Annotated in this window: 21 protein-coding genes and 2 tRNA genes; 12 read left to right on the top strand and 11 right to left on the bottom strand. The window is 59.4% G+C overall.

Annotated features, from left to right (window positions below; all coding sequences use genetic code 11):
* Window positions 1–61 precede the first annotated feature (61 nt).
* The 7 genes from NX84_RS04710 to NX84_RS04740 all read left to right on the top strand — a co-directional run bounded on the left by NX84_RS04710 (window position 62) and on the right by NX84_RS04740 (window position 7,920).
* Window positions 62–3,046, top strand: coding sequence for a UPF0182 family protein (locus tag NX84_RS04710; protein ID WP_039674268.1), 2,985 nt, complete (start codon window positions 62–64; stop codon window positions 3,044–3,046).
* 156 nt (window positions 3,047–3,202) lie between these two features.
* Window positions 3,203–3,279 (top strand) — tRNA-Met (locus NX84_RS04715).
* 79 nt (window positions 3,280–3,358) lie between these two features.
* Window positions 3,359–3,892: an LURP-one-related family protein gene (locus NX84_RS12590; protein WP_082013901.1), complete on the top strand. Its 534-nt coding sequence runs from the start codon at window positions 3,359–3,361 to the stop codon at window positions 3,890–3,892.
* Window positions 3,893–3,981: 89 nt separating this feature from the next.
* A complete protein-coding gene (locus tag NX84_RS04725; RefSeq protein ID WP_039674270.1) occupies window positions 3,982–5,040 on the top strand; it encodes an ABC transporter substrate-binding protein in 1,059 nt (352 codons plus the stop codon).
* Between the two features lie 163 nt (window positions 5,041–5,203).
* Window positions 5,204–6,727, top strand: coding sequence for an ABC transporter permease (locus tag NX84_RS04730; RefSeq protein ID WP_111689423.1), 1,524 nt, complete (start codon window positions 5,204–5,206; stop codon window positions 6,725–6,727).
* Complete coding sequence (locus NX84_RS04735) at window positions 6,727–7,782, top strand: ABC transporter ATP-binding protein (RefSeq protein ID WP_039674272.1); 1,056 nt, start codon at window positions 6,727–6,729, stop codon at window positions 7,780–7,782. Before NX84_RS04730 ends, NX84_RS04735 begins: the two co-directional genes overlap by 1 nt.
* A gap of 74 nt (window positions 7,783–7,856) precedes the next feature.
* Window positions 7,857–7,920: transfer RNA gene (locus NX84_RS04740), tRNA-OTHER, on the top strand.
* A 44-nt stretch (window positions 7,921–7,964) separates the two neighbouring features.
* Here NX84_RS04740 and NX84_RS12595 read toward each other — a convergent pair.
* Both NX84_RS12595 and NX84_RS04745 read right to left on the bottom strand, forming a co-directional pair.
* Window positions 7,965–8,237 (bottom strand): helix-turn-helix transcriptional regulator, encoded by a 273-nt coding sequence (locus NX84_RS12595; RefSeq protein ID WP_345968999.1) that lies wholly within the window; start codon window positions 8,235–8,237, stop codon window positions 7,965–7,967.
* A 989-nt stretch (window positions 8,238–9,226) separates the two neighbouring features.
* The gene (locus tag NX84_RS04745) at window positions 9,227–9,610 is read right to left on the bottom strand and encodes a hypothetical protein (protein WP_039674274.1); all 384 of its coding nucleotides are present in this window, start codon (window positions 9,608–9,610) and stop codon (window positions 9,227–9,229) included.
* A 56-nt stretch (window positions 9,611–9,666) separates the two neighbouring features.
* Between NX84_RS04745 and NX84_RS12600 the strand changes: the two genes are divergently transcribed.
* Window positions 9,667–10,893, top strand: a complete 1,227-nt coding sequence (locus NX84_RS12600; protein WP_231913701.1) for a tyrosine-type recombinase/integrase — start codon at window positions 9,667–9,669, stop codon at window positions 10,891–10,893.
* A 368-nt stretch (window positions 10,894–11,261) separates the two neighbouring features.
* On the opposite strand, the gene NX84_RS04755 is transcribed toward NX84_RS12600, so the two are convergent.
* Window positions 11,262–13,385 (bottom strand): purple acid phosphatase family protein, encoded by a 2,124-nt coding sequence (locus NX84_RS04755; protein ID WP_082013902.1) that lies wholly within the window; start codon window positions 13,383–13,385, stop codon window positions 11,262–11,264.
* 225 nt (window positions 13,386–13,610) lie between these two features.
* Between NX84_RS04755 and NX84_RS04760 the strand changes: the two genes are divergently transcribed.
* Window positions 13,611–15,368, top strand: a complete 1,758-nt coding sequence (locus NX84_RS04760; RefSeq protein WP_231913700.1) for an alkaline phosphatase D family protein — start codon at window positions 13,611–13,613, stop codon at window positions 15,366–15,368.
* 30 nt (window positions 15,369–15,398) lie between these two features.
* Here NX84_RS04760 and NX84_RS04765 read toward each other — a convergent pair whose 3' ends face one another.
* Together NX84_RS04765 and NX84_RS04775 are read right to left on the bottom strand one after the other, a co-directional pair.
* Window positions 15,399–17,402, bottom strand: coding sequence for a vWA domain-containing protein (locus NX84_RS04765; protein WP_231913699.1), 2,004 nt, complete (start codon window positions 17,400–17,402; stop codon window positions 15,399–15,401).
* Window positions 17,403–17,473: 71 nt separating this feature from the next.
* Window positions 17,474–17,920 carry a DUF1990 domain-containing protein gene (locus NX84_RS04775; protein WP_039674280.1) on the bottom strand — a complete coding sequence of 149 codons (447 nt, stop codon included), beginning with the start codon at window positions 17,918–17,920 and terminating at the stop codon, window positions 17,474–17,476.
* Between the two features lie 59 nt (window positions 17,921–17,979).
* Between NX84_RS04775 and NX84_RS04780 the strand changes: the two genes are divergently transcribed.
* Window positions 17,980–19,185 carry a DUF418 domain-containing protein gene (locus NX84_RS04780; RefSeq protein ID WP_039674282.1) on the top strand — a complete coding sequence of 402 codons (1,206 nt, stop codon included), beginning with the start codon at window positions 17,980–17,982 and terminating at the stop codon, window positions 19,183–19,185.
* 7 nt (window positions 19,186–19,192) lie between these two features.
* On the opposite strand, the gene NX84_RS04785 is transcribed toward NX84_RS04780, so the two are convergent.
* From NX84_RS04785 to NX84_RS04800, 4 genes are all read right to left on the bottom strand, one after another.
* A complete protein-coding gene (locus tag NX84_RS04785) occupies window positions 19,193–19,501 on the bottom strand; it encodes a hypothetical protein (RefSeq protein ID WP_039674284.1) in 309 nt (102 codons plus the stop codon).
* Window positions 19,502–19,596: 95 nt separating this feature from the next.
* Window positions 19,597–20,163: a hypothetical protein gene (locus tag NX84_RS04790; protein WP_039674286.1), complete on the bottom strand. Its 567-nt coding sequence runs from the start codon at window positions 20,161–20,163 to the stop codon at window positions 19,597–19,599.
* A gap of 185 nt (window positions 20,164–20,348) precedes the next feature.
* Window positions 20,349–21,053 (bottom strand): DUF4232 domain-containing protein, encoded by a 705-nt coding sequence (locus NX84_RS04795; protein WP_039674288.1) that lies wholly within the window; start codon window positions 21,051–21,053, stop codon window positions 20,349–20,351.
* A 25-nt stretch (window positions 21,054–21,078) separates the two neighbouring features.
* Window positions 21,079–21,507, bottom strand: coding sequence for an NUDIX domain-containing protein (locus NX84_RS04800; protein ID WP_039674290.1), 429 nt, complete (start codon window positions 21,505–21,507; stop codon window positions 21,079–21,081).
* 188 nt (window positions 21,508–21,695) lie between these two features.
* Here NX84_RS04800 and NX84_RS04805 point away from each other — a divergent pair, with 188 nt between their 5' ends.
* Complete coding sequence (locus tag NX84_RS04805; protein WP_039674292.1) at window positions 21,696–22,886, top strand: S1 family peptidase; 1,191 nt, start codon at window positions 21,696–21,698, stop codon at window positions 22,884–22,886.
* 156 nt (window positions 22,887–23,042) lie between these two features.
* Here the strand turns inward: NX84_RS04805 and hisN are convergent, their stop codons facing one another.
* Window positions 23,043–23,816: a histidinol-phosphatase gene (hisN, locus tag NX84_RS04810; protein ID WP_039674294.1), complete on the bottom strand. Its 774-nt coding sequence runs from the start codon at window positions 23,814–23,816 to the stop codon at window positions 23,043–23,045.
* On the bottom strand, window positions 23,809–24,636 hold the full coding sequence (locus NX84_RS04815) for an inositol monophosphatase family protein (protein ID WP_039674295.1): 828 nt from the start codon (window positions 24,634–24,636) through the stop codon (window positions 23,809–23,811). The genes hisN and NX84_RS04815 overlap by 8 nt, the downstream gene beginning before the upstream one ends.
* Window positions 24,637–24,705: 69 nt before the next feature.
* Between NX84_RS04815 and prfB the strand changes: the two genes are divergently transcribed.
* Window positions 24,706–25,812, top strand: coding sequence for a peptide chain release factor 2 (gene prfB, locus NX84_RS04820; RefSeq protein ID WP_039674298.1), 1,107 nt, complete (start codon window positions 24,706–24,708; stop codon window positions 25,810–25,812).
* The last annotated feature ends 14 nt before the right edge of the window (window positions 25,813–25,826 follow it).

The following is a 25,826-nucleotide window of genomic DNA, read 5'->3' on the forward strand; positions in this document are numbered from 1 at the left end:
TTCGCACGAGACCTGATTGGAGCTGGAGTTGGCTTCCGGACTGAACCGACCCGCCGCCCCGATGAAACGTCCTCCCAGAGCACTGTCCTGGGTCGTCGCCATCATCGCTGTCCTCTTGTTCATCGGCCCCATGTTCGTGGGCTTCTACACGGACTGGAAGTGGTTCGGTGCGATTGATTACCGCGGGGTCTTCACCAAGACCCTGATTACCCGGATCATCCTCTTCGTAGTCTTCGGACTCGTTGCCGCCGCTATCACCTACGTCGCCGGGCTACTGGTGTGGCGCGGCCGGGGTAGTTCGCTGGACATGGCTGACTTGAACTCGCCGGTCTACCAGTACCGCAAGTCCATTGAGCGCACCATGGGGGTCTTCCTCAAGACCATCCCGCTGCTTGTCGGTGTCGTCTCGGGCTTGCTGGGCCAGGCAAACTGGCGCTCAGTCATGCTCTTCCTCAACTCGCATGACTTCGGATTTAATGACCCGCAGTTCCACCACGACTTGGGCTTCTACGCCTTCCGTTTGCCGGTGTGGTCCATGCTGGTCAATGCATTCTCGATGCTGTTTGCGGTGTGCTTCCTCATCGCGCTGGTGGGCCACTACATCCTGGGTGGAATCCGCATTGGTAACCGTGCGGCCGGCGTGCGCGGATCGCTGTCCAAGCCGGCACGTACTCAGCTGGCAGTGACCGCCGGTATCTGGATGCTGCTGCAGGTGGCTGGCTACTGGCTGGAGCGCTACCAGTTGCTCTACAATCAGCACTCACTGTTCACCGGTGGTTCTTATACCGATATCAACGCCTACCTGCCGGCGAAAATCATCCTCATGATCATCGGCATCTTTGTGGCGGTAGCAATCTTTTCTGCTGTGGTCATTAAGGACCTGCGCATCCCAGGGCTGGCCGTGGTGCTTATGGTGCTGTCCGCATTGGTCATTGGTCAGGGCTGGCCGCTCATCATGGAGCGCTTCTCCGTTAACCCGAACCGCCAGGCAAAAGAAGCTGAATCGATCTCCCGCAATATCGAGTCCACCCGCTTTGCGTACGGGCTTACTGAGGACAAGGTGACCTACGAGGAGAACTGGGGAGCAGGAGACGTTTCCGATGACAAGGTGGCTTCAGATGACTCCACCATCTCAAACCTCCGCCTGCTGGACCCAGACATTCTGGCGCCGACGTTTACTCAGATGCAGCAGCTAAAGAACTTCTATGGCTTCCCGGAGACTCTGGCGATGGACCGCTACGAGATTGACGGCGAAATCCGTGACTTCGTTGTGGCCGCCCGCGAGTTGGATCCCAATGAGCTGCAGGAAAACCAGCAGAACTGGATTAACCGCCACACCGTGTATACCCACGGCAACGGCTTTATCGCCGCGCAAGCCAACAAGGTGGATGAGGTGGCCCGCGATGCAGGCTCTGCGCGTGGTGGTTTCCCCATCTTCACGGTGGCTGACCTGCAGACTCAGTCCGGCAAGGACGCTGAAGGCGAGGGTGAGACCCAAAACGCTGAAGAATCCTTGGGCATCAAGGTGGACGAGCCGCGTACCTACTATGGTCCGGTGATTGCTAGTGCACGTGATGGCATGGATTACGCCATCGTGGGCAAGACCGGTGACCAGCCGGTGGAGTATGACACCGATACCTCCACCTACACCTATGACGGTAAAGGCGGCGTTGATATTGGCAATATCGTTGACCGCACAGCCTTTGCCCTGAAGTATCAAGAGCTGAACTTCCTGCTGTCGGAACGCGTCGGTTCCGAATCCAAGCTTCTCTATGACCGTGACCCGCGTGAGCGCGTGGAGAAGGTCGCCCCGTGGCTGACGACGGATTCCTCCACCTACCCGGCAGTCATCGATGGCCGCATCAAGTGGATTGTGGATGGTTACACCACCCTGGATTCCCTCCCGTATTCGCAGCGCACCTCGCTGACGGAGACCACCCAGGATACCCAGAACCCGACGGGCACGACGCAGCGCTTGGTCAATGATCAGGTGGGCTACATTCGTAACTCGGTCAAGGCGACTGTCGACGCCTACGATGGCACCGTCGATCTCTATGAGTTCGACACCGAAGACCCCGTGCTTAAGGCGTGGGAGGGTGTCTTCCCGGGCGTCGTCAAGCCAGAGTCGGAGATTTCCGACGAGCTGCGCCAGCACCTGCGCTACCCGGAGGACATGTTCAAGGTGCAGCGCAACCTGCTGGCTAAGTACCACGTGGATGACCCGGGTGTGTTCTTCAATAACGACGCCTTCTGGTCCGTGCCGGAGGACCCGACCGCCGGCGAGTCCCAGGGTTTGAACCAGCCGCCGTACTACGTGCTGGCTTCCGATCCGGAGACCAACAAGCCGAACTTCCAGCTCATCACCTCCTACCGTGGTCTGAACCGTCAGTTCCTCTCCGCACACATGGCAGTGTCTTCTGACCCGGAGACCTACGGTGATATCACCGTGCGCGTGCTGCCGACGAATACCCAGACTCAGGGCCCGAAGCAGGCGCAGGACGCCATGATGTCTTCCGACCAGGTGGCTCGTGACCGCACGCTGTGGCAGGGCTCGAATGACCTGAAGAACGGTAACCTGCTGGCACTGCCGGTGGGCGGGGGAGAGATCCTCTACTTGGAGCCGATTTACTCGCAGCGTAAGGGCCAGGAATCCGCGTTCCCGAAGCTGCTGCGCGTGCTGGTGTCCTACAAGGGCCGCGTGGGCTATGCCCCGACGATTGGTGAGGCCCTGGAACAGGTGGGCATCGACCCGAAGGCGGCCCAGGACATCACGGAGATCGAAGGCGACTCGGGTGAGAAGACCGACAAGGATGACAAGGAGAAGTCCGAGGGCGACCAGAAGGACGCCAAGGATGACAAGGGTTCTGAGGCATCCGGACCGGCTTCCGCTCCGAAGGCATCCAACGAAGGCGAGGCCATCGACGCCATCAACAAGGCGCTCGACGGTGTGGACAAGGCCAAGGGCGGCTCCTTCGAGGAGTACGGCAAGGCCTTAGACGAGCTGGACAAGGCAGTGGAGGACTACCGCTCGCTGCAGTCCCAGTAAGTTGAAACTAGCGCCGGGAATCAAGCCTGGCGCCTCAGCGTAAGATGGCGCCTGCCCAGGGGATTTGGGTGGGCGCCATGGTGTCTGTATAGTTACATCCGTCGCCAGCACGCGGGACAGTGTGCAGAGCGCTTGATGTGTGGAAGTACATCTCGACGCGGGGTGGAGCAGCTCGGTAGCTCGCTGGGCTCATAACCCAGAGGTCGTCGGTTCGAATCCGGCCCCCGCTACCAACTTCCAAACCCCACCAGCTTTTTCGGCTGGTGGGGTTTTCGTTTTGCTGTCCTCGCCCGCCACACCCCCGACCTCGTTATCTCCCAGTCCAAGGCGATCGGCCGCGACGAATTCACCATTTCCGACTCACGGGGCACACAACTCGGCCTCGCGCGGCAGACTCTGAAACTCAGTGATTTCTTCAAAGCGTCCCGCGGGGTCGAAGTATTCGATCCGGCAGGTGCACCAGTGCTGGCGATCGAGGATCCGGTGAATTTCATTCGCGACAAGTACAGCGTGCACCGCGTCGACCCCCAGACCGGAGGCGACGCTGTACTCGCGCACATCACCAAGCGCTTCTCCTGGATCGGCGCGAAATACGATGTGGATATCGCGGGCTACCCACAGGTGGAAATCAAAGGAGAGGTCTTCCAGCTCAACTACGCGTTGACGTGCCAGGGGCGCACGATCGCTCGCGAGGACGCGGAATTCTCCGGCATGGGCAGGGCGCTGATGGGCAAGACGACGTACCGCGTCGCCTTTGAACCGGGGCTCGACGAGAATGTCCACGCTGCGGTCATCGGCATCGCTATCGCGCTGGATATGCGCAGAGAGAAGATGCGCGACAGCTAGGTGCGGGATACGTCACTTGGCGAGCGGGGTGGGGCGGTCGGTGCTACAGTGAGCGCTGTCTGAGAACTATCTGAGAGGACGACACTGTCATGCGCATTTCCCGTAAGCCCTTGTCCCTGATCGCCGTGTGCGGCGCCGCAGCAATCGCTCTGGCAGGCTGTTCCGAGCCGAGCACCGATGACTCTGCCGCAGGCGGAAACGGCGACAGCACCGCAGAAAAGTCCGGCGAGAAGACCGTCATCACCGTCTACACCTCCGAGCCGGAGGAGAAGGTCGATGAGATCAACCAGGCGTTCACGAAGGCGAACCCGGATGTCGAGGTCGAGGTCTACCGTGCGGGCACTGGCGATCTGAAGGCGCGTATCGACGCGGAGAAGTCCTCCGGCAAGGTCGAGGGCGACATCATCTGGGCCGCTGACGCACCGACCTTCGAAGGCTTCAAGTCCGAGGACCTGCTGGCCAAATTCGATGATGTGAAGACGGACGGCGTGCTCGAGGAGGTCGTCGACGCTGACGGCTTTTATGTGGGCACCCGCCTCATCCCGACGGTCATCGCGTACAACACCGATGTCGTCGACCAGGCTGATGCTCCGGCCTCCTGGGCGGACCTGACGGACGAGAAATTCATGGACAAGATCGTCATGCCGGACCCGGCTGTCTCCGGCGCCGCGGCATTTAACGCGACGGTGTGGATGAACAACGAGAAACTCGGCGAGACCTGGGTGGAAGACCTGGGCAAGAATAAGCCGATGATCGCGGCCTCCAACGGCCCGACCTCGCAGGAGATCGCCGGCGGCGGCCACCCGGTCGGCGTCGTCGTGGACTACCTGGTGCGCGACCTGGCGGCGAAGGGCTCTCCGATCAAGGAGGTCTACGCCACCGAGGGCTCCCCGTACATCACCGAGCCGATCGCCGTGTTCAAAGATTCTGAGAAGAAGGAAGCAGCCCAGCGCTACATCAACTTCATCCTGTCGGAGGAAGCGCAGAAGATCGCTGTCGAGCAGAACTACCTGCCGGTAATCGACTCCGTGGGCACCCCGGGCGGCGCACCGAAGCTCGAGGAGATCGAGCTCATGACTGTCGACGATGAGACTCTGTCGAACGACCGCGAGCGTTCCGTCGAGTTCTTCCAGAACGCAGTCAAGTAAATCAGCGGGAAGACCGTCCCCGGCCTTCCTCTAAATCTGTCACGGTCACTCAAACGGGACGAGTCGAAACATAGTGGGCATACGTATTTCTTCCGGCGGCGTCGCTTTCGCACGGCTGGGCATCTGGCTGCTGGCGGCAGCGATCTTCATCGCGCCGCTGGCAATGGTCATCTCACTCGCGCTCGGTGGCAACCAGTTTCCGGTCTTGGTGGAGCAGGGCCTAGCCACGGCGACGTGGAATTCGGTGTACACGACATTGGCGTCGTCGATAAGCGCTGTGCTCGTTGGAACCGCTGTCGCGGTCCTGCTGGAACGAACCGATATTGCGGGCGCGGGCACGCTGCGGCTGTTTCTGCTTTCGCCGCTGCTCGTGCCGCCGTTCGTTGGCGCGATCTCGTGGCTGCAGCTCTTCGGGCGTAATCAAGGGCTCAACGCGGTGTTCGGGCGCCCGCTGTGGGACATGTACGGCGCCGACGGCATCATTTTCCTGATGATGCTGCACTCGTACCCGCTGGTGTACGTGATTGTGGCGGCGGCGCTGCGGTCGATTCCGTCCGACCTGGAGCTCGCCGCACGCGTCGGCGGGGCCGGCACGTGGACGGTGCTGCGCACGGTGACGATTCCTTTGCTGGGCCCGGCCTTGCTGAGCTCTTTCACGCTGACGGCGGTGGCGAACCTGGCGGATTTCGGCATTCCGTCGATTATCGGTTCGCCCGTGCGCTTCGAGACGCTGGCCACGATGGTCTACCGTTTCATGGAATCCGGCACGGTGAGCAATCCGCTGCAGGTGGTGTCCACCGTGGGTGCTGTGCTCATGCTGTTGGGCATCGGCGCCGTCGTGGCGGACTACCTGGTGTCCAGGCGAGCGTCGTCGACGGTGAGCGGCGGCGGGACGATGAAGCTCTCGCTCGGCAACGCGAAGTGGCCGGTGACCGTGGTGACGTGGATCATCGCATTGGCGATCACCCTGGGGCCCGTGCTGGGTTTGGCGCGTCGCGCGTTCCTGCCTGCCCCGGGCGTGCCGCTGACGTGGGAGACGATCTCCCTCGACAATTTCTCGCGCACGCTGGCGAATCCGCGCGTGCAGGAAGGCTTCATCAACTCGGTGACCCTGGCCGCCGGGGCGGCGCTGCTGTGCGGGCTCTTCGGCTGGGCGATCGGGCTGTTGGTCACCCGCACCCAAGCGCGGTCGAATACGGCGCTGAGCTTGGTCACCCTGCTGCCGTCGGCGCTGCCCGGATTGATCATCGGCGTCGGCTGGGTGATTGTGTCGCGCTACACGGACATGTACAACACCCGCTGGGTGATTCTGTTCGCCTATGTCTGCGCGTTCACGTCCATGGTGCTTCAAGCAGTGCGCGCGCCGTTGCGGAAGGTTCCGGCGGCGGTGGAGGAGGCCGCGCAGGTTTCTGGTGCGGGTCGGCTCCGTGCGATGTGGGATACCTCTGGCCGGATGGCGTTGCCCGCGGTCGCCTCGGGCGCTGTACTCGTCGCAGTGACAGCCGTGCGCGAGCTGACCATCTCGATCCTGCTCGTCGCTCCCGGCACGACCACGATCGGTGTGCAGCTGTTCAATTTGCAGCAGTCCGGTAATTACAACCAAGCCTCCGCACTCGCGCTCATGTTCGTGGCGATCGGCATCGCCGCCCTCGCGCTGACCGTGCGCAATCCCGCTAAGGAGTCATGATGAGCGACATCGATATCGTCAACCTCGGCGTCACATTCCCGGACGGCACACGCGGCCTTAACGACATCACGCTGCACATTCCCAGCGGCGAATTCGTCGCGCTCGTCGGACCGTCAGGCTCGGGAAAGACGACGCTATTGCGCACCATCGCGGGATTTATCGACCCGTCCGAGGGCACCATCGCGTTAGGCGGTGAGGACGTCTCGGCAACACCGCCGGAGAAGCGTCACATGGGCATGGTCTTTCAGCAGCATGCCGTCTGGCCGCACATGAGCGTCGCGGACAACGTCGCGTACCCGCTGCGCCGCGCGGGTGTGAAGCGCAGCGAGGTCGCCAGCCGCGTAGAGCGCACACTTGAGACCGTCGGCCTCGCGGGGTACGGAAAGCGCAAGCCGTCGACGTTGTCGGGCGGCCAGCGGCAGCGCGTGGCGCTCGCCCGCGCGATTGTCGCGGAACCGCGCGTTTTGCTTCTCGACGAAGCACTGTCCGCCCTCGACGAACCTTTGCGCGATGCGCTGCGCCGCGAGATCGTCTCGCTGACCCGCAACAATGAGCTGACCACGGTGCATGTCACGCACGACCGGAAAGAAGCCATCGCGATCGCTGACCGCATCGCTGTGCTGCGCGACGGAACACTCGAGCAATTCGACGCGCCACACGCAGTGGTCACCCAGCCCGCAAGCGCATGGGTGGCATCGTTCATCTCCGACGCCACGCTTCTCGACGGCACGGTGCGCGGGGGAGAGGTGGTCGTCGATAAGCCGGCTCTGACGTGGAAGCGTGGCGAGGTGAGCTCCATCAGCGACGCAGGAATGCTTGACGACGGCGCGGCGGTCACCGTCGCTGTCCTTCCCGATGCAGTCAACGTCGTGTCCTCCGCTGAAGGCGATGTGGAGGCGACCGTGACATCCGTGCTGTTCGAGGTCAGCAGCTATTCGGTGAATCTCGAGGCTGGTGGCGTGGAATTTCGAGCCCGCATGGCGGCTGATCCGAAGCCTGAGGTCGGCGATACCGTTGGCCTGCGCATCACCACTCCGTTGGTGTACCCGAAATAGATGTTCTGACCAGCCGATTTGGTTCTTTTCCGACTGTCCTTTACATTTATCAAGTCGCAATCAACAGCGAACGCGCCCCGTTCGTCTAGCCGTCGCCCTCTCACGGCGGTAACACGGGTTCAAATCCCGTACGGGGTACAAAGAAATACCGAAATAGTCCGGCACCACGCAGTCTTCACGGCTCAGTGGTGCCGGACTTTTTGGGTTTGCGGTCGGAAATCGGGAAACCTAGGCTGAGCGTCGAGCCAGGCTTCAATGTCGCTGACGCGGTAGAGGATCTGTTTACCAGACTTGATGTAGCGAGGACCACGACCCTCAGCACGCCAATTACACAGGGTGCCACGCGACAAGCCGAGCATCTCAGCGGCGGCAGTAGGTTTCACGGCAAGACGGGGGATATCTGCACGAGTACTCACGATTAACTCCAGACATGGAAAATTCACCCCAGCCTGCACCGTTGTGCTTAGGGGCTACTTCATGTCCGGTTCTAAATCGTTATTCCACTTACTTCGAGGACGGGACCTCGCTGGCGATACCCGGAAGGCTGGTAACCATTCTAGCCCATTTAGGGCTGTTTGAAAAAGGGGTGTTGCGAGATAAGTTGAAGCACTTTGCTGATGCAGCATATTTCGTAGTACGCGCCCTTTCGTAATTTGGCGTTCAAGCATCGAAAAAATTACGAAACGCCTGACCTGCGGTTTCGTAAGCACAGAAAAATCGAAGAACCAAATTACGAAACATGCCACAGGACTGTGACCTGCATAGAGGTACATGGCTGCGTACGTGTTTCGTAATTTCGCTACTTTTCGGCTCAACTCTTTTAGGGCAGAGACACATAGATGTTGCATATGACGTGACCCACACGTGAAGGGTGTCGGAGTATAAGGGCCCGAAGGGGGATAGGGAGATACGGGGGATGGTTCTGCCCCTGAAGCCTAGAAAAGTAAAAAACGTATTAGTTGGTAAATACCAATTAATGTCTTTCTTCTTTTTCCTTACGCGTGGGGTATAGAAGCCCCCTTATCCCCTGCCCCCTACTGTTTTACGACAGCTGCTGCCGCCGTGGCGCATAGATAGTGAGACACATCACACAAAGGCGCGCTCTACGGAGTATGGGTACAGTCGCACAGCCTTCGTGTGGCATAGCGGCAGTGGCATAGCAGCAGTGATGCATATCACATGAAAACGCGCTCTATAGAGTATGGGTACAGTCACGCAGCCTTCGCGTGGCGTGACGCAGAAAAAGAAGTACAGCGTCTCTCTTTATTTAGATGTTCTTCAAAAGAGTGAAAAATAACGAAGCGGATTGCATTTCCGCTGCTCACACTGTGTTTTTTCGTTTCGTAATTTGTTTCTTTACTTTTCGGTGTTTACGAAACGTCCTGCAAAACACCCTGTAGCCTGCGGTAACATGTTTCGTTACTTCCGTTTTAAATCCTCGCGATCAGCTGAACAGAGACGGAAGCCATTCGTTGTAGGGAAGATCGGTCTTTGAGGCCGTACCCCAGTGTGCGCCTGCATGTGCCGACGTGGCTGCTCCAGATTGAAGACCAGGTGCAGGCAGTCCGCCGTGTTCAAGCTCGCGTAGCCGGTCCGTGAGTGCCTTCTTTAGCGTCTTGAGTCCACGCTTATTGGCGGCAAGCGCACTGTCGCCTCGCGCAGCCTTGATCGCAGCACTCAGCTCTTCAAGACGAGCGTTGATCTCCCTGAGGTCCCGTGCAAGAGCTGCTCGCTCAGCTTCCCGCTCTTCTACAGATGTTGCACCATCATCCAGGCGGAGCTGTACCAGTTCGGGAGAATCCCAGACGGCAGGACGTTGTGTGCTCATGCACCCAACTCTACCATTATTCGAACCTATACAAAAGTGGTGCTATGGTTGTGTGCATGGCAAAGAAACAGCAAGCATCGAGGGCACCGCTTCAACCGGGTGAAGATACTGTTGAGCGCGTCCTTGACACGCGCACGCGAGGACCGTTTGACGAATTTTTTACCGTCAAGAACTGGGAAGGGCGCTCCAGACGGTTTCATGTCCGAGCGGCAACGAAGGGCGAATTTCGGGCTAAGGCCAAAGAGATGATCGACGGTTATCTCAACACATCCACAAGTGACTGGACGAAAGCAAGACGCATAACAGTCTTCATCGACGAGGTCAGCGAACCAGCCGTAAGTGCCGCGCGTCTGAGGCCCAATACGAAGAAGCGCTATGAGCTGGCACTGTCGCAGCTACGCCGACAGTTAGACGGGCTGACCATCGGCGACGCCGTGAGGTTCAGGACTCTTGAGCGAGCGCTCCAAGATATCGGCCGTGACCACGGTGCCGAGTCTGCACGGCAGGCACGTACCGTGCTGAGTAAGTACGTTCTTGACCAGTTGATCCGCGAAGGCATTATCGACCACAACCTGCTGAGGGGTATTTCTATCGACCTCGGGGACACCCGAAAAGGCAGCAAGCCAAGCCAGTCGCCCGCGCTCACTGATGCACAGTATGACGCAGTGGTTGATCATCTCGTAGCACGCGATACCTCCGGGCCGATTCCGCCGGGGACGGATAGGCGGCACACTTCCATTAAGAAGCACGAAATCACCGTGGCGCTGGCCGTGCTACAGGCGGGTACCGGCTTGCGCATTAGTGAAGCGCTTGCGCTCACCCGTGAGGACGTGACGGTGGACCAAGGCTCACTGGCAGTAACAGTGCAGGCAGAACACTCCAAGACTCACCGGGGGCGAACCGTACCGATGCTTGATGCGCGGTGCGAGAAATTCTGGCTAGAGCGAATCAAGGCAATCGGCCCCGGCGATCCGCTCCTTCCGGCACCAGGAGACAAGCACTCGCACTGGCGGACAGATAACGCAGTCAAGGCGTGTGCGGCGCTCTACAAAGACATTGGCGTCCAACTTGAAGACCCGGCCGTTTCTTCCATGAGATCACACGCGTGGCGCACGGTGCTCAACAACCGCGCAATCGCTCGCGGCGTTCCTGCTGAGATCCGCAGCGCCTTCTTCGGCCACACTGAAGCTATGAACGCTCGAAACTACACCGATCTCACCGACGTTTCGGCCATGCAGTCCGCGCTTGAGGGTGGTGCACTAGGTGGTGCACTAGGGGCATGATTCTGGATGTTTCTAAATGGCTCTAAATGATCGAAAACGCACTTAAACTGCATGGCCAGAATCGAATAACACCAGTTAGGCTCGAATGTAATCCGATAACCCAGAGGTCGTAGGTTCGAATCCTGCCTCCGCTACCAACTTCCGAGACCCACCAGTCTCTTCGGCTGGTGGGTCTTCTCGTTTTGCCGGCCTCGGACCGCTCGGCCCGAAGGCCGACTCCAAGGCTAGACCTTACCGTCGCCGTAAATAAGCCCCGAAATCTTGCGCCTGCAGATTCGGGGCACTATTTACCGTGAACGACGATCGTCGTGAGCGCGGCTAGGCTTAAGGGACATTTCTGCAAGGCACCACCGTTGTCTAGGGGGTGATTAGAACAGTCTGATGTAGATCCCGAAAATCGAGTTGAGCATGTGCTGAATGTTATCGCGAAGTGGGCTGTTCGGGGCCAAGGCAGCCGCGCCGCCGGTGACGACTAGTGCACTGATTGCACCGAGCAGGAATCCAATGACGCCGCCGCGCGAAGACATGCAATCCTCGTCCGAGGAGCTCTCAGAAGAGTGCGCCGAGCTTCCCGACGACCCCGAGGAAATCTCCTCGCAGGACATCCGCTCCTTAGACGGTTCCTCAGAGGGGCGTGGTTTCTGCTCGGACGGTTCCTGCGGCTTACCAGCCACAGTAGAGGTAATCGTGGTGGGCACTACCTTGGTCTCGGTCCGTGTGCCACCGGGGACCACGACCGTGGAGGTAAGCGTCGTTGGAACCTCCTTGGTAATCACCTTGGTTCCACCGTCTCCCTTAACAGTGGAAGTGACGGTAGTGGGAACGACTGTGGTCTCTACCTTGGTTGTGCCTGGTTCTTTTACAGTGGACGTGACTGTAGTGGGAACTACTTTGGTCTCGACTTCGGCCGGTGCAGGCTCCTTCACAGTGGACGTGATCGTCGTGGGCACGTCCTTGGTTTCTGTCTTTACTTCGGTGGTCGGGACCGTCGTCGTGATGACTTTGGTCGTCTTCTCTGCGGGGAGAGTAGTGGTTACCGTGGTGGGAACCTCTTTGGTTTCGGTGGTGGTGATGGTCGTAGGGACCACAGTCGTGACGACCTCAGTGGTCGTGGCAGGTGCTGGAGTGGTGGGCTCCTCTTCACGAGGTTCAGGGATAGCGCGGTCATTGTTGTTGATGGTGACCTTATCCACCAGATACGGATTGTTGGCGTTGTAGGTGCGGAAGGTGAGGGTCTCACCGGTCACATCGACGACCATGTAGTCCTCGTCGTAGTCCTGGCGCCAGAACGCAGTGGAATCGTGCACTAGCGCTGGATCCATGTTCTCCATGCGGGCATTGGGGTACTTTTTGCCGTCTTCGCCCTGGAAATCATAGAACTTACCGCCACCGGCGGAGCTGGTGGTGATGTAAAGGACCTCGCCGTCGTTGGGGTCGAGGACATCGCCACGCTTGCCCGGGGTTTCAACTGGGGTAAGGCCGTCCATGAGGTGGGTTCGGGTGTAGATGTGGTCATGGCCGCTGAGGACAACATCCACATCTAGATCTGACATTACGGGAGCTAGTTTTTCGCGGAGGACGGTGACGTCAGTATCCGTGTAGTGGGTTCCCTGAGAGAAGAAGGAGTGGTGCATGCCTACGATGACCCAGTCGTTAAAGGCGCCACGGTTCTCAATGGTCTTACGTAGAAACTCCGCATGGCGATCAATATCGGCTTCGCTATGGGCGTTAGTGTCCAAACCGATGAATAGGACGTTGTTGCGCTCGAAGTAGAAGTTGCGCAGATCTGAATCCTGATTCGGGTTGATGAAGTGCTCGTCGTAGTGCTTCATCGCCAAGTCTGACGGGTAGGTCTCGTGGTTACCTGGAATCGCATTTGTAGGGTAGTTGCGGATCGCAGGTGCAGAGAAAAAGCCGTCATACTGCGCCACGGTGGAGCCCCAGCCTTCGACCTGATCGCCCAAGGACCAAATCATGTTGGCGTCTGGGTAGTCTGCAGTGGCATTCTTGATAGTGGTGTTCCACTGATCCGTCTGCCCCTTTATATCTGTATCGACGCCGATCTGGGCGTCGGCAACGGTGATGAAGCGCCAGTCTTCCCCGAAGCTACCGGTGTTGAAGGTTTCTTCCGCAGACCAACCGCCTTCATCCGAACCAACACGGTACGTGTACTCGGTATTTTCTTTTAGCCCGGTCGCGGTGGCGTTGTTGGAGACATACGCCACGGCACCGGCATCCTTTTCCTGGGCATCGAAGGTCTGCGTGCCCTCCGGCCCGGTGATTTCGAGAACTTCCTTATCGGCTGGGCCCTTGGTGCGCCAAGACACGATCACAGAGCTCTCATCGCTTCCTGGCTGGAGCACCATGCGGAACGTCGGATCAGTCTGTGCTGAAGCTTCAAACGGTACGCCAACTTGTGCGGTGAACGTGAGCGCGGCTGCAGTGACGACGGCTACGCCTGCTGATGCCGGAGAAAAACGGAAAAGTTTCATTATTGTCTTGTTATGCCTTTGTGTGAGAAATCTTAAGGGAGCTGTCCGTCAGCAGGGAACTCCGCCGAGAAAACGGAGAGTCGAAGATGACTTCCATACAGAAACACGCACAGATGAATCCTTGGTTAATCGGAGTAAAAATCTAGAGAAAGTCCCCTACAATGGGGGTTGCAACGGGTTTGTATGTGTTGAAGGCACCTTTTTGATGGGCTTAGGTTAAGCTTCATGTCCCACGAATTTGGGTCCATGAACGGGCCGTCACACTTGAGCAATTTCTCAGCTAATTCTTTAACTCCGTCTCGTATCAATCGTCGTACAGCACTGCGCTGGGGTGCCGCCAGCGCTACCACCGCAGCTGCTGGATTTGGCCTAGCTTCTGCCGCAGCGCAACGCACCGAAACAGGAACCGCACCGCTGGATACCTACAACCAGGATTCCGACGCACAACTCCCGTTCCTCCATGGCGTCGCTTCGGGTGATCCTCTACCCACGTCAGTGGTGCTGTGGACACGCGTCACCCCGGACAGAGATTGCCTGCCGGGGTCCGGAATGGGCGAGGACGTCGATGTCGACTGGGAAATCGCGACCGACGAGTCCATGAACTCCGTGGTAGCTCAAGGCAGGGTCACTGCGTCCGTTGATCACGATCACACCGTCCATGTCGATCCTTTTGGGCTCGCCCCTGATACCGAGTACTTCTACCGCTTCCGAGTAGCATCCGGCCCGCACGAAGGAGCAGTGTCCCCGGTTGGCCGAACGAAGACTGCTCCGGCGGTTGATGCTGAGGTGGAAAGTCTTACCTTCGCTGTGGCATCCTGCGCTAACTACGAGTCCGGATTCTTTAATGCTTACAAGGACATGGCGGAGCGCGGCCGCTCAGGAGAGATCGACTTCGTGGTCTTCCTCGGTGACTACATCTACGAGTACCCCACCGGTGAATATGCTGGTAAGAGCGGAGTTGCCCGCCCGCACCACCCAGTGTGGGAAATCGTCACTCTCGAGGATTACCGCATCCGCTATGGCCGTTACCGCACGGATGCGCACCTCCAAGCAGCGCATGCAGCAGCACCGTGGGTCGTGGTGTGGGATGACCATGAGACCGCCAATAACTCGTGGCGCGAGGGAGCGGAAAACCATACCCCGGGGTTTGTGGAAGGTGAATGGACAAGGCGTTGGAACGATGCGCTGCAGGCCTACTACGAATGGATGCCGCTGCGCCAGAAGCAGCTGAGTGAGGGTGGAAAACTCTACCGCAATCTGCGCTTCGGATCCCTGATGGAACTCACCATGATGGACCTGCGTACCTACCGTGACCAAGAGACCACCTCCGCCAACTTTGGCGATCCGAACCGAACCATCGTGGGCGATGAACAGCTGCAGTGGCTGCGCGACACCATCTCGATGTCGGACGCGACGTGGATGGTGATGGGCAACTCCGTGATGATGGCCCCGATGCGCATCATGACTTTTCCGGGCAACGACGCAGCGAACGAGGGCCTGCGCTTCGTCAAGGGAAATACCTCAGGTTTCGCTGTCAACTCTGACCAGTGGGATGGCTACACCGCGGATAGGGACCGCCTTCTCGAAGCCCTTGAGGCGCGTGAGGGAAATTCTTTGTTTATCACCGGTGACATTCACTCTGAATGGGCCAACGACATCTATCGCGGTGAGAACCGCGTGGCGTGTGAGATGGTGACCACGTCGACTTCGGCGCCGAACATCGACGAAATCCTCACCACTTACACTGGCATCTACCATGCAGAAGACAATTCCACGTCCCTGCTTATTGAGGATGCCATTAAGAGCGCCAACCCGTGGGTCAAGCACTTGGATTACGACTCCCATGGCTATGCCGTTGCCAACCTGTTCCCGGGACGAGTTGACATGAACTATTATCGCGTCTCTGACGTCGAAGACCCCGACGCTTCGGTGACCTTGGCCGTGACAAAGACATGGACCCCTGAGGGCGGCTTTGACTCCTAATACCCGATCCGGGTGGGCGCCGTGGAGTGGTTAGCGGTTCAAGCTTCGAATAACCACAACCAGAGCAATGATGAGCCCGAGTAGGACTAACAATCCCAGACCACCGATAAGAGGAAGAGGGATAGCAGAGAAGAAGGAGGAGTCGTCCTTGCTTTGCGCCTGGTTATCGGCGTTGTCTCGTGTAGCTAGCTCCGGTGCCTTTGAGGGTTTCTCAGTCTCAAGCTTGACCGGTGCAAAGGTCGGTTCTGGAACTGGGTCGCCGAGAACATCGGCAACGAGGTCATACGTAAGAACAGGTAGCTGGGTGGTTTCGTCGATTTCTTGTTCAGAATGAAACTGTTCGTAGTTGACGGCGATGTATTGCTCGCCGCCCTGCCACACCTTTTCAATTCCTAGACCCACCGAACCGTTGCCGTTCGAGCCGCCGTAGCGGTTAGCAAAGAGGATGGGCGCTGGGTAGCTGAAATCGTTCTTGCTGTCTTTCTGAATGGTTGTGTGGGAACCCTCAACGTCAATCTGTGCACGGGCTTCGTTGTACGCGGTAACGATCAGGGCGTCACCCGCTCCGTTGTTCTCAAAGTCTTCGGCCTCTTCGACCATGGAAACCGTGCCGGCAACCTGCTGCCCGTGCTCGGCAGGGATACGGTAAAAGTGCGTTTCGCCGGGAACAATCTGTGCGCGTACAGGTTGTTGAGGGGTGAGCTCAGTTGCATTAGTGAACCACGTTCCGGGAGTTACCTCGGCGGGGTCGCTGGAAGCCGTGATGTGGCCTGGTTCGGTCTTTTCTTCAGCTGGATCTGGCTGTCCGTCCATATTCGGTTCGCCAAAGCGGGTGATGGTCACTTCGACGCCGAGCTCTTCATCCTGCTTCCAGTCGCCTGTCCGCTCGATAGTGAAGGCGAGTTCATCGGAATCACATCCCTCTTCACCGCCCTGGGTGCTATACAAGGTTGCGGTCTGGTATTGGTTCACCGCGATATCACTATCGGTAGCGGTGTCGAGTTCGCAGGATAGCTCAACTGATCTAACAGCTAAATGGAGTGATCCACCTTTTCGGAAGTTGTTGATGCTCGGCTCTTGCGTCGTGTTGGCGCTGATGACCACGCGCTCGCCTTCAGCAATGGGGGTGGTGAAGAAGGTCGTGGACTCAGCGGAGTACCTTTTACCTTCCGTCGGCGGAAGGCTAGTGGAGAAGGCCTCTACGTCACGGTCCACCTTGGCTGCGGCTCCTTCGGATTTGCCGCCTTCGATCTCCTCTAAGTCTGATTCGTAGGCGTTGTAAGCGCGCGGGGCGGCGCGGCGTAGTTCTTTGGCCAAGCTATCGGCGTCGGAAGCATCGGCGTAGGTGCCGCCGGTGGCGTCGGCAATGCACTGCAGTTCCTGTTGAGCCTCGGGCTCAACGTTGAAGCCCACCGTGTTAATGACGAGATCGATACCTTGTTCCTTAAGCTCCTTGGCTACGCCACACACTGGTGGCGGGGTACAGGTGGCCACGCCGTCGGAGACCAAGATGATGCTGCGCTGGCCTTCCTTTGGCAGTTCGGCCGCGGCTTTTCGCAGGGACTCACCGATGGGGGTAAAGCCGCGGGGTTGCAAGCCGTCCATGTGGGCAATCATCTTCTCAGTGTTGCCTGCCTCGGGTGGTGTTACCACGGTGATGTCTTGACAACCGGCCGCCTCATCCTCGGGCGCCTCGCCGGTATTGCCGCCGTAGGTGACAAGGCCCAGCGGGGCATCGTCGCCGGCTTCACTAATGAAGGTTCGGGCGGCCTCTTTGGCAGCATCGATGCGGGTCTGGCCGCCGGCGTCGTTGGTGATCATGGAACCGGAGGAATCGAAGACCACCATGGTGGGGGCCATAGTGCTGGAGCCAGACGGAGCATTCGACGTGGATGGGCTGGGGGATTCTACTGTCTTGTCGTCGGCAGCGGCTACTGGAAAGATCCCAGCCACAATGGCAATGGCGATGGCGGCTAGGAAGCCAAGTAACGCGGTGAATCGTGATGACGACGAGAAGCGAGGCGCTGTATTCATGTGAGTCAAGCTACATTATGCGCGGGGGCCTTGCTGTCGACAGCGGCTCGCGAGGGGAGTGGCCCCCACTGTTAACCGTCCAACGCCCGCAGATAGAAGCACCGGATCAATGCGCGCCGGGGAATATCGAGCAGCGGGCGTAGGAAGGTAAGGCGGGCGGGCTGGGAGGAGGCGTCGACAAGCAGCAGCGTGCGCCCATCCCGCAGGCGCTCTAGTGTGAAGGTTTCTTCGCCGCGCTCGATGTGGCCGGGGAGGGTGCCGTAGGTAAAGCCGCAGCGGCCTGGCTCCCTAAATACTTCCACCACTCGGCAGCGAAACTCCCACGGCCCCAACCCGAGTCTGACCTCTGCGCCTTCCTCCACGACGTCATGAGTAGCGCGCACGCGGAAGAGGCCGCTGCGCTGCAGGCCCCAGCGGAAGAGCTTGTCTGCCGCGGCGTCGAAATCGGCATCGATGATGCGGGACATGTGCAGCTGTGGGAAGCCCTCAGTTGAAGAGTACGACAGTGGCTCAAGCATGGGATTTAGCCTAGTCAAAGCACCGTCAGGTGATGCTTTGACGAAGTAAAATAGGGTGTATGCAGGAGAAACGACAACGTCTGATCGTCCCTGACTTAGCGCGCGGTACGGCTCTATTGGGGATTGCCATGGCGAACGCCGTGCAAAGCTGGATTGTGAACGAGTGGTCCGTGGGGCCAAGCTCCTCCGTGGGCGGTGTGCGTCCCGATAGCACCTTCGACGTCGTGGCTGCAGTGTTCACCGGCATGTTTGTGCGTGTGCGTGGACTGCCCATGTTTTGCATGCTGGCGGGATTCGGCATTGGTCTTATTACGGCCAGCCTGCATCGCAAGGGCTACACCGATAAGGAATCCCGCCGCGTGCTCATCCGCCGCTACGGCTTGTTGGCAGTGTTTGGTCTGGCACATGGCTTCCTGCTGTTCAATCAAGACATCATGCTGGTCTATGGCCTCATGGCCCTCGCAATGGCCTGGTGCTTGACGCTCTCGACACGTACGCTTCGGCGCATCGCCTACTGGTTCTTCGGCGGCTATGCGGTTTTCGCCGGTTCGGGTGCGGTGGCTGCTTACTTTGGCTACTTGAATCTTCTGCCCAGTTCGCGGCCGATGACCAGGGAGCTTGTCACCTTCGGTGATTTCTTCGCCCGCAACGTGCGCGGTGAGGTCGCTGCTTTGGGACAGATCCCCTTGATGTTTTTTGGGCTGACCGGTGTTTTCCTCATCGGGTACATCTGGGCGCGGGAGGGCGTGCTGGCCAGCGTTTCTGCGCACCGTCGCACCCTAGTCACCTGGGTTGTCATTGCAGGCGTGATCATCGTCTTTATTGGGCTGCCGTGGGGTCTTGCGGCTGCTGGTGTCGTGCCATCCGAACTGGAACCGGTCTTCCTCATGCTGAACCAAGCCTTCGGCTTTCTCACTGGTCCGGGCATTCTGGCTGTACTGGCACTGCTCACGGAGAACCTCAACAACCGTGTTCCCAGGTGGGCCTATGCTTTCGTGGCTCTGGGCAAGCGTTCAATGTCGGGCTACATTGCGCAGTCGATCTTTTTCATTGTCCTGGTTACCCCAGCTGGTTTAGGGCTAGGTGCGGATGCCTCGGTGAGTGGCAAGCTCGGAATCGGTCTGCTGGTCTTTGTCCTGACGCTGCTTCTTGCCGCTTTGCTTGAGGCTTGGGGCAAACCCGGCCCATTCGAGTGGGCACATCGCCGGCTAGCATACGGTCCAACGGGCCGCATCGAGCCTAAATCAGCACTTACAACGGCCTGACGATGGTTTAAGCGGCTGATTCCTCATGCAAGAGCCAGCCGCAGAGCTCCTTTTGGGCGCGGTCGACGCCTCCGGCGTAGCTTTCCTCGAGCTCCAGCTTGACGTTATCAAAAATGCGCTCTGAAATGAGCTCCGCGCGTTCTCTGCTCAGCTTCCCCCGCAGCTCATCGAGGGGAACCTTGAGCTCTGTATACGGGCTAGGACGGAAGTACCAGGATCGCATGTCCTGGGAGTAGACCACGATGATGGTCTTCGTCATGTGCGATTCCAGCACTACGTTCCCAAAGACCAGCGATGTCAGCTTCTTGGATTCCATGGTCGCGAGTGTAGACCTCTGACACCGGTTTCGTTGTGCTGGAAAGAGAAAAGACCCAGAACTAGAACGTTCTGGGTCACTGGGAAATATATTGTTTAGCGGTGGAGGCGTGCGTTAAAGATGGCAAGACCAGGGCCGTGGATTGGCTCCACCTCAACAAGCACTTTGTCCAGCCCGCTGATGTTGATGGGGCCGGAGTTAACTACCTGACCGGGCTTAACAACGTAAGACTTCGCGTACTCTGCACGGTTCTTGCCGAGGTAGACCTTCACGACGGCAGAGTCGATGCCTTCCCTGCGCTTGATGTTCTCATCCCAAGCAAGGCTAAAGGTCAGGGTGTTGTACTTGCCATTCAGATCGCCTCGTCCGACGTACGCTTCACTGTCCGATGTGGTGCGGGTACGGACCATGGTGTCGGAAATGGTTTGGCCATTGACCGTAATGCTGTTGACGTAGTCCATGTTCAGCAGGTACTGGCTCGAGTTTGGCTGAATAAGGTTCTCACTTGTCACCGATGGGCGCGGGGCTGGCTGGGTCGCGTTGCCGGGGTTAGGATTCGAGCTGCCAGCACCGTTAACGGCACCGGCGATGATGGCGATGATGGTGATAATGGCACCAATAATCTGCGGCAGGGTTTGCTCAAGCCTGTAAAGATGAATCATGAGAGCTCCTTGAGAGAGAAGAGAATCGCCAGTATGTGGCAGATTTATAATGCCTCCTGTGTGTCCACTGTGCAATAGCTGTCAGGGATTAGGTGTGAAGAGTGTTGCAGGAGGTGCAGGGGTGCGCTCAAGTGGTGGCCAGTTAAGCGAAAAGGCCTATTTTCTCGTGCCCCCGGGGGTGGGGTTCAGGCAGGGGTGACGGGTTGGACGGAGAGGTAGTTTGCCTCGCCAGCGCAGCCCTGGAGGCCTTCGACGCGGATGAAGGCACTGGCGGTTTCGCCTGGTGGGTACACGCGGAGACCATCGGCGGGTTGTCGCTGGCAGGTGGCGGGATCTATCACGTCGACGACGGTCATCTTGAGGCCCGCACGGGCAGATTTGCCGGGCTCGAGGGTTACTGTCGCACTGGGGAGGCCGGTTTCGCGCTCAGCGGCTGCGCCTAGCTGCGTGCCGTCGTCGTTCGTCACTGCGGACACACCGGGAAATCCGGTGAGAGTGCACGGAGCGTTGGAGGTGTTGGTGAAGACGATATCAGCCAAGCGAGAACCGGCTGCGCCCTGCTCATTGTTGAGGCTGATATCGAGCTGCGCTGTGGCGCAGGCACCGTCCTCGGTGCTGGCTGGAACTGTTTCAGCTGTGTCCTCCTGCGTCGCCTTAGACGACGAAGCATCCGACGCAGGACTGTCTGCTGACGCAAGCGGTGTGGACACGGCATCAGTGTCATCGGAAGCCTGCGGAGTGGCGTGGCTTTCGGGGCTCGGGGAGAGGGAAACGGGGGCGGGGGAGACGTCGGAAAGCGTGGCGTCCGTGCTGTCATCGCTGCTGCAGCCGGTCAACACGAGGGCAAGGGAACCGGCGGCGAGAACGGGGAGTAGTCGCTGCGTAGTCATGGGGTGGAGTCTAGGGTTTAGGAGGTTAGAGATCCTGCAAGGCGGGGAATACTCTCTCCTTGAGTAATGGGGCGATATCGACATCCGGAGCGGCGGGATCGACCCATGCTAGCTCGGCAATCTCTTTGTCGGGGTGCGCAACAGAGATTTCTTCTTCGTAGACATACACGTGCGCGTGGATAGTTTGTGGGGCGTCGTTGGCGGCTGGGGAGATATAGGTGGCAAGCCGGCGCAGCTTGGACATATCGACCACCGCGCGTATGGCTTCGTGGGCGATGAGCTGGGCCGCGCGGGCGGGATTGAGGGTGCTGTCAATGGAGCCGAAAGGCAGGACGAATTCTGGGGTGGACGTAGCGCGAATGACAAGAACTCGGCCGTGAGTATCACGCAGGACAATGGCGACAATTTCCGAAATGTCTGCAGCTGATGATGGCGAGGTGGGGTTCTCAGACATACCTCCATTGTAGGTCTGGGCGGGGGTAGGGGACTGTGGTGAAAGAAAAGAGGGGGCACCCGAAAGCTGTCAGTAATGTAACGGGTTGGACACAGTCCCACGCGGTTGAAACACACGCCACAGTGGACGTGCCATCATGGGTAGGTCTTATAGACCAATACGAGAAGAAGTGAAAGAGGAATTGCGTAATGCGAAGAATCCCGCACCTTAAGAAAGTCCTTGTGGGCTCGGCTTTCGCAGGTGCGTTTTTCCTGGGCAACCCGGCGGCCGGCGCCCAGGAACTTCCCACCATCCCGGAGCTAGATTCGGCGGGCATCGTGGACCAGGTGCGAGCGGATTTGGCGTCTGTGGGTATTGAGACCAAGCCGGTGGACGCCGAGCTTACCGACGCCATCGATACCGCCGTCAACGGTGCCGCCGCTCAAGCAGCACAAGACGCTTCCGCCGCAGCGGCGTCCGCGGCGGACTCTCCAGTAGCACGCCAGGTTGCGGACCAAGCACAGATGCCGGCTTTCCCGGAGGCTCCTGCCTACACCGGTGCTGATGCCATCACGGGCGACCCGCTGACCAACCCGGAGCCGATTGGGCTGCTGCAGGAGGCTACGCAGCCGGACTTCGTGCCGAAGGGCACGGATCCGAACTACGTGTGGAAGAACGACTCGTTCTCCAAACTAGCTGCAGGCAAGCCGCAGGCAGATTACGTGCTGCACCGTGTACCTGGTTCCTTCTACGATGCACCGCAGATACCCGAGGAATCCAACACTGCGATGACCGAGGGTAAGTCCCTCTACGGCCCGGGCACTCCGCTGTATATCAGCGAGGACACGATGTGCACGCTGACTGCAGCAGGTACCGATGCCCAAGGCCGCAAGGTTGGCATCACCGCTGGCCACTGCGGCAACGTGGGTGATCCTGTGTCGTCGGCGGACTCCTGGCAGGTTGGCCCTACCGGCACCCTGGTGACTAAGAACACCTACCTGGACTACTCGGTTATTGAGTTTGGTTCCAAGGCTGAGGTAACCCGCAGCTACAACGGCGTGACCGCCTACGGTGTCGGCGGCGCGGCACAGCCGGGTGAGGTTGCCTGCAAGCGTGGCGTCGCCACTGGTACCACCTGCGGTATGACCTTCCAGCACGGCAAGGAGATCTCCGTGAACCAGGTCTGCGCCATGGTGGGTGACTCCGGTGCACCAGTTTTCCGTGATGGTCGCATCGTCGGTTCCGTCTCCCGTGGACTGTTCCCAGGACTGCCGTCCTGCCGTACTCCGTGGCAAGGAGCGCTGCACAACCCGACGGTCGTCTCCAACACCGATGCCATTGTTGCGGATCTGAACCGCCGCGGTGAGGTGGGTTCTGGATTCACGCTTCCGGAGAACTAGAAGTACGTTTCTAACAAATAAGGCCCCAGATCTTTAAAGATCTGGGGCCTTATTTGATCGAAGTGACCCTATCGAAGTGACCCCATCGAAGTGACCTACGCGGCGCGGCTCGCAGGGGAGCGAAGCCGGCGTGTGGCGTTGGGGCGCCACGCGGGGTTAGGAGAGGGCGGTGAGGGCGGCCTCGTGCAGAGTGCCGTTGGTGACCAGTGCCGAGCCGCCGTGGGGGCCGTCTTCACCGCGGACGTTGGTGAAGCGGCCACCGGCCTCGGTGACAAGGAGAGCCGGAGCTGCTAAATCCCAGAGGGAAACCTCAGGCTCGGCGGCGATGTCGACTGCACCTTCGGCTACCAGGCAGTAGTTCCAGAAGTCACCGTAGCCGCGCAGGCGCCAGACCTTGTCGGTCAGGGAAATGAAGGTGTCGCGGTGAAGCCCCCACCCGGCCAGGGAGCTCATGGCCAAGGAAGCATCCTCAAGATTGGCCACCTCGGAGACGCGCAGACGTTTCGGCTCGCCGCCGAAAACGCGATAGGCGCCGCCGCCCTTGGCGGCGTACCAGCGACGTCGTAAAGCAGGAGCGGAGATGACGGAGACGACGGGTTCGCCGTCTTCCAGAAGAGCGATAAGCGTGGCCCAGACAGGGACGCCACGCACGAAGTTCTTGGTTCCGTCGATAGGGTCGATGACCCACTGGCGGCCCTCGTAGCAGGCTTCGCCGCCGAACTCTTCGCCCAAGACTTCATCGCGCGGGCGGGAACGCTTGAGTGCTTCACGGATGGCCTTTTCGCAGGCTAAGTCCGCATCCGAGACCGGAGTCATGTCCGGCTTTTCCTTCACGGAAAGGTCGGCAGCCTCAAAGCGGTGCATGGTGACAGCATCCGCATGGCCCGCCATTTCCAAGGCCAGGCCGAGGTCTTCTTTGTACTTACCCACGGAGCCATTCCTCCATCTGATCGACTACCTGTTTATTACCCGCGATACACCATTCCACACCGCCGGCTTCAACTTTGCGTGCCGCGCCGCCGGCGGCGATGACCAGCGCCTGGCCTGGATACCAATCCCAGTCCTTCACAGAATGCTGCATCCAAGCGCCCCACGTGCCATCGGCCACAGAGGAAAGATCCACAGACCCAGCGCCGAGCATGCGCACGGTGGCGAAGTGTGGGGCGACCTTTTCCCACGCTGCGGAAATCTTGGGATCGGTGATGCAGGAAGGATGGAGGTAGGTCGACAGGCACAGGTCTTCCGCGGGGGCATCGGCCAGCGGGGTGACCTCCTTGCTGTCCAAGGTGGTGGGGAAGTCACGGCCACCGAACCAGGTGTAGCCCATGGCGGGGCGGTGGACGGCGCCAAGGATGACCCCGTTGGCGTCGGTAAGCGCAAGTGCGGAGCACCAGTAGTCGAAACCGGAGGCAAAGTTGTAGGTGCCGTCGACGGGATCGATGACCCAGGTGCGGCCGGACTTCGACTCACGGTTGGCGCCTTCTTCGCCCACGATGCCGTCCTCGCCGCGCAGGGCCTCAAGTACTCCGGCGACGAAGCGCTCGGCGGCGAAATCGGCATTGGTGACGACATCCGCGCGGTCAGTCTTTTGGGATACATCTACGCCCTGCTCGCGCAGGCGCCAGGCCAGGCGGCCGGCGTTGTAGACAAGCGCCTGGGCAAGGTGGGCATCGGTATCGTCCGCGTGGGCGACGATGAAGGTCTTGATGATGGCATCGATCATCTCGGTGAGGCTTGGCTGGTCACTCATGCCGCCTATTGTCGCGCTAAATGCGGCCGATGGCTAATCAGGGAGTGAGAATAAGTAAAGTAGGGGGCTATGCGTCCGGAACAAACAGCACGACTTGAGGAACTCAGCGCCACCTTGACCTCGATTGAGAAGGTCATGGACCCGGAGGCGGTGTCCGAGCGCGTGCGCGAGCTCGAGGCTCAAGCGGGGGATCCGTCGCTGTGGGACGACCCCGGCCATGCCCAGAAGGTGACCTCAGCCCTTTCGGCGGAACAGGCGAAGCTGCGCAAGCTGACCTCCCTGCGAGGAAGAATCGAGGATCTACCCGTCATGGCTGAGCTGGCGGAAGAAGAAGGCGATGAGGCCTCCCAGGAGTTGGTGGATACCGAGCTGAAGGAGCTGGGCGCCGCCATCGAATCACTCGAGATCACCACCATGCTCTCCGGCGAGTATGACGAGCGCGAGGCTGTCATCAACATTCGCTCCGGCGCCGGTGGCGTCGATGCCGCGGACTGGGCGGAAATGCTCATGCGCATGTACACCCGCTGGGCGGAGAAGAACGGCCACAAGGTGGATGTCTACGACATCTCCTATGCCGAGGAAGCCGGCATCAAGTCCGCCACCTTCGTTGTCCACGGTGAATACATGTACGGCCAGCTCTCCGTGGAACAGGGCGCGCACCGCCTCGTGCGCATCTCGCCCTTTGATAACCAGGGGCGCCGCCAGACCTCGTTTGCTGAGGTGGAGGTTCTTCCGGTGGTGGAGCAGACCGACTCCATCGAGGTGCCGGATTCGGAGGTGCGCGTGGATGTCTACCGCTCGTCGGGACCGGGTGGGCAGTCGGTGAACACCACGGACTCGGCAGTGCGCCTGACGCACATTCCGACCGGAATCGTGGTGACGTGTCAGAACGAGAAGTCCCAGATCCAAAACAAAGCTTCTGCTATGCGCGTGCTGCAGGCGAAGCTGCTGGAGCGCAAGCGCCAGGAGGAGCGCGCGGAGCTCGATGCGCTGGGCGCGGGCGGCAATGCGTCCTGGGGAAACCAGATGCGCTCCTACGTTCTGCACCCCTATCAGATGGTCAAGGATCTGCGCACAAACTTTGAGGTCGGTGACCCGTCCAAGGTGCTGGATGGCGATATTGACGGCTTCTTGGAGGCGGGCATTCGGTGGCGCATGGAGGGCAACGAGGCCTAGGCTTCAGTGACAAT

Origin of the sequence: Corynebacterium minutissimum, assembly GCF_000805675.1 — a bacterium.
Lineage (GTDB): Bacteria > Actinomycetota > Actinomycetes > Mycobacteriales > Mycobacteriaceae > Corynebacterium > Corynebacterium minutissimum.

Excerpts from the sequence above, each read along its gene's own strand:
- NX84_RS04775 (WP_039674280.1), bottom strand. The coding sequence starts at position 17,920 with ATGCTTGAGCCACTGTCGTACTCTTCAACTGAGGGCTTCCCACAGCTG.
- prfB (WP_039674298.1), top strand. The coding sequence starts at position 24,706 with ATGCGTCCGGAACAAACAGCACGACTTGAGGAACTCAGCGCCACCTTG.
- NX84_RS04755 (WP_082013902.1), bottom strand. The coding sequence starts at position 13,385 with ATGAAACTTTTCCGTTTTTCTCCGGCATCAGCAGGCGTAGCCGTCGTC.
- NX84_RS04805 (WP_039674292.1), top strand. The coding sequence starts at position 21,696 with ATGCGAAGAATCCCGCACCTTAAGAAAGTCCTTGTGGGCTCGGCTTTC.
- NX84_RS12600 (WP_231913701.1), top strand. The coding sequence starts at position 9,667 with ATGGCAAAGAAACAGCAAGCATCGAGGGCACCGCTTCAACCGGGTGAA.
- NX84_RS04725 (WP_039674270.1), top strand. The coding sequence starts at position 3,982 with ATGCGCATTTCCCGTAAGCCCTTGTCCCTGATCGCCGTGTGCGGCGCC.
- NX84_RS04765 (WP_231913699.1), bottom strand. The coding sequence starts at position 17,402 with ATGAATACAGCGCCTCGCTTCTCGTCGTCATCACGATTCACCGCGTTA.
- NX84_RS04780 (WP_039674282.1), top strand. The coding sequence starts at position 17,980 with ATGCAGGAGAAACGACAACGTCTGATCGTCCCTGACTTAGCGCGCGGT.
- NX84_RS04790 (WP_039674286.1), bottom strand. The coding sequence starts at position 20,163 with ATGATTCATCTTTACAGGCTTGAGCAAACCCTGCCGCAGATTATTGGT.
- NX84_RS04800 (WP_039674290.1), bottom strand. The coding sequence starts at position 21,507 with ATGTCTGAGAACCCCACCTCGCCATCATCAGCTGCAGACATTTCGGAA.
- NX84_RS04745 (WP_039674274.1), bottom strand. The coding sequence starts at position 9,610 with ATGAGCACACAACGTCCTGCCGTCTGGGATTCTCCCGAACTGGTACAG.
- NX84_RS04815 (WP_039674295.1), bottom strand. The coding sequence starts at position 24,636 with ATGAGTGACCAGCCAAGCCTCACCGAGATGATCGATGCCATCATCAAG.
- NX84_RS04710 (WP_039674268.1), top strand. The coding sequence starts at position 62 with ATGAAACGTCCTCCCAGAGCACTGTCCTGGGTCGTCGCCATCATCGCT.
- NX84_RS04730 (WP_111689423.1), top strand. The coding sequence starts at position 5,204 with ATGGTCATCTCACTCGCGCTCGGTGGCAACCAGTTTCCGGTCTTGGTG.
- NX84_RS04735 (WP_039674272.1), top strand. The coding sequence starts at position 6,727 with ATGAGCGACATCGATATCGTCAACCTCGGCGTCACATTCCCGGACGGC.
- NX84_RS04785 (WP_039674284.1), bottom strand. The coding sequence starts at position 19,501 with ATGGAATCCAAGAAGCTGACATCGCTGGTCTTTGGGAACGTAGTGCTG.
- NX84_RS04760 (WP_231913700.1), top strand. The coding sequence starts at position 13,611 with ATGTCCCACGAATTTGGGTCCATGAACGGGCCGTCACACTTGAGCAAT.
- NX84_RS04795 (WP_039674288.1), bottom strand. The coding sequence starts at position 21,053 with ATGACTACGCAGCGACTACTCCCCGTTCTCGCCGCCGGTTCCCTTGCC.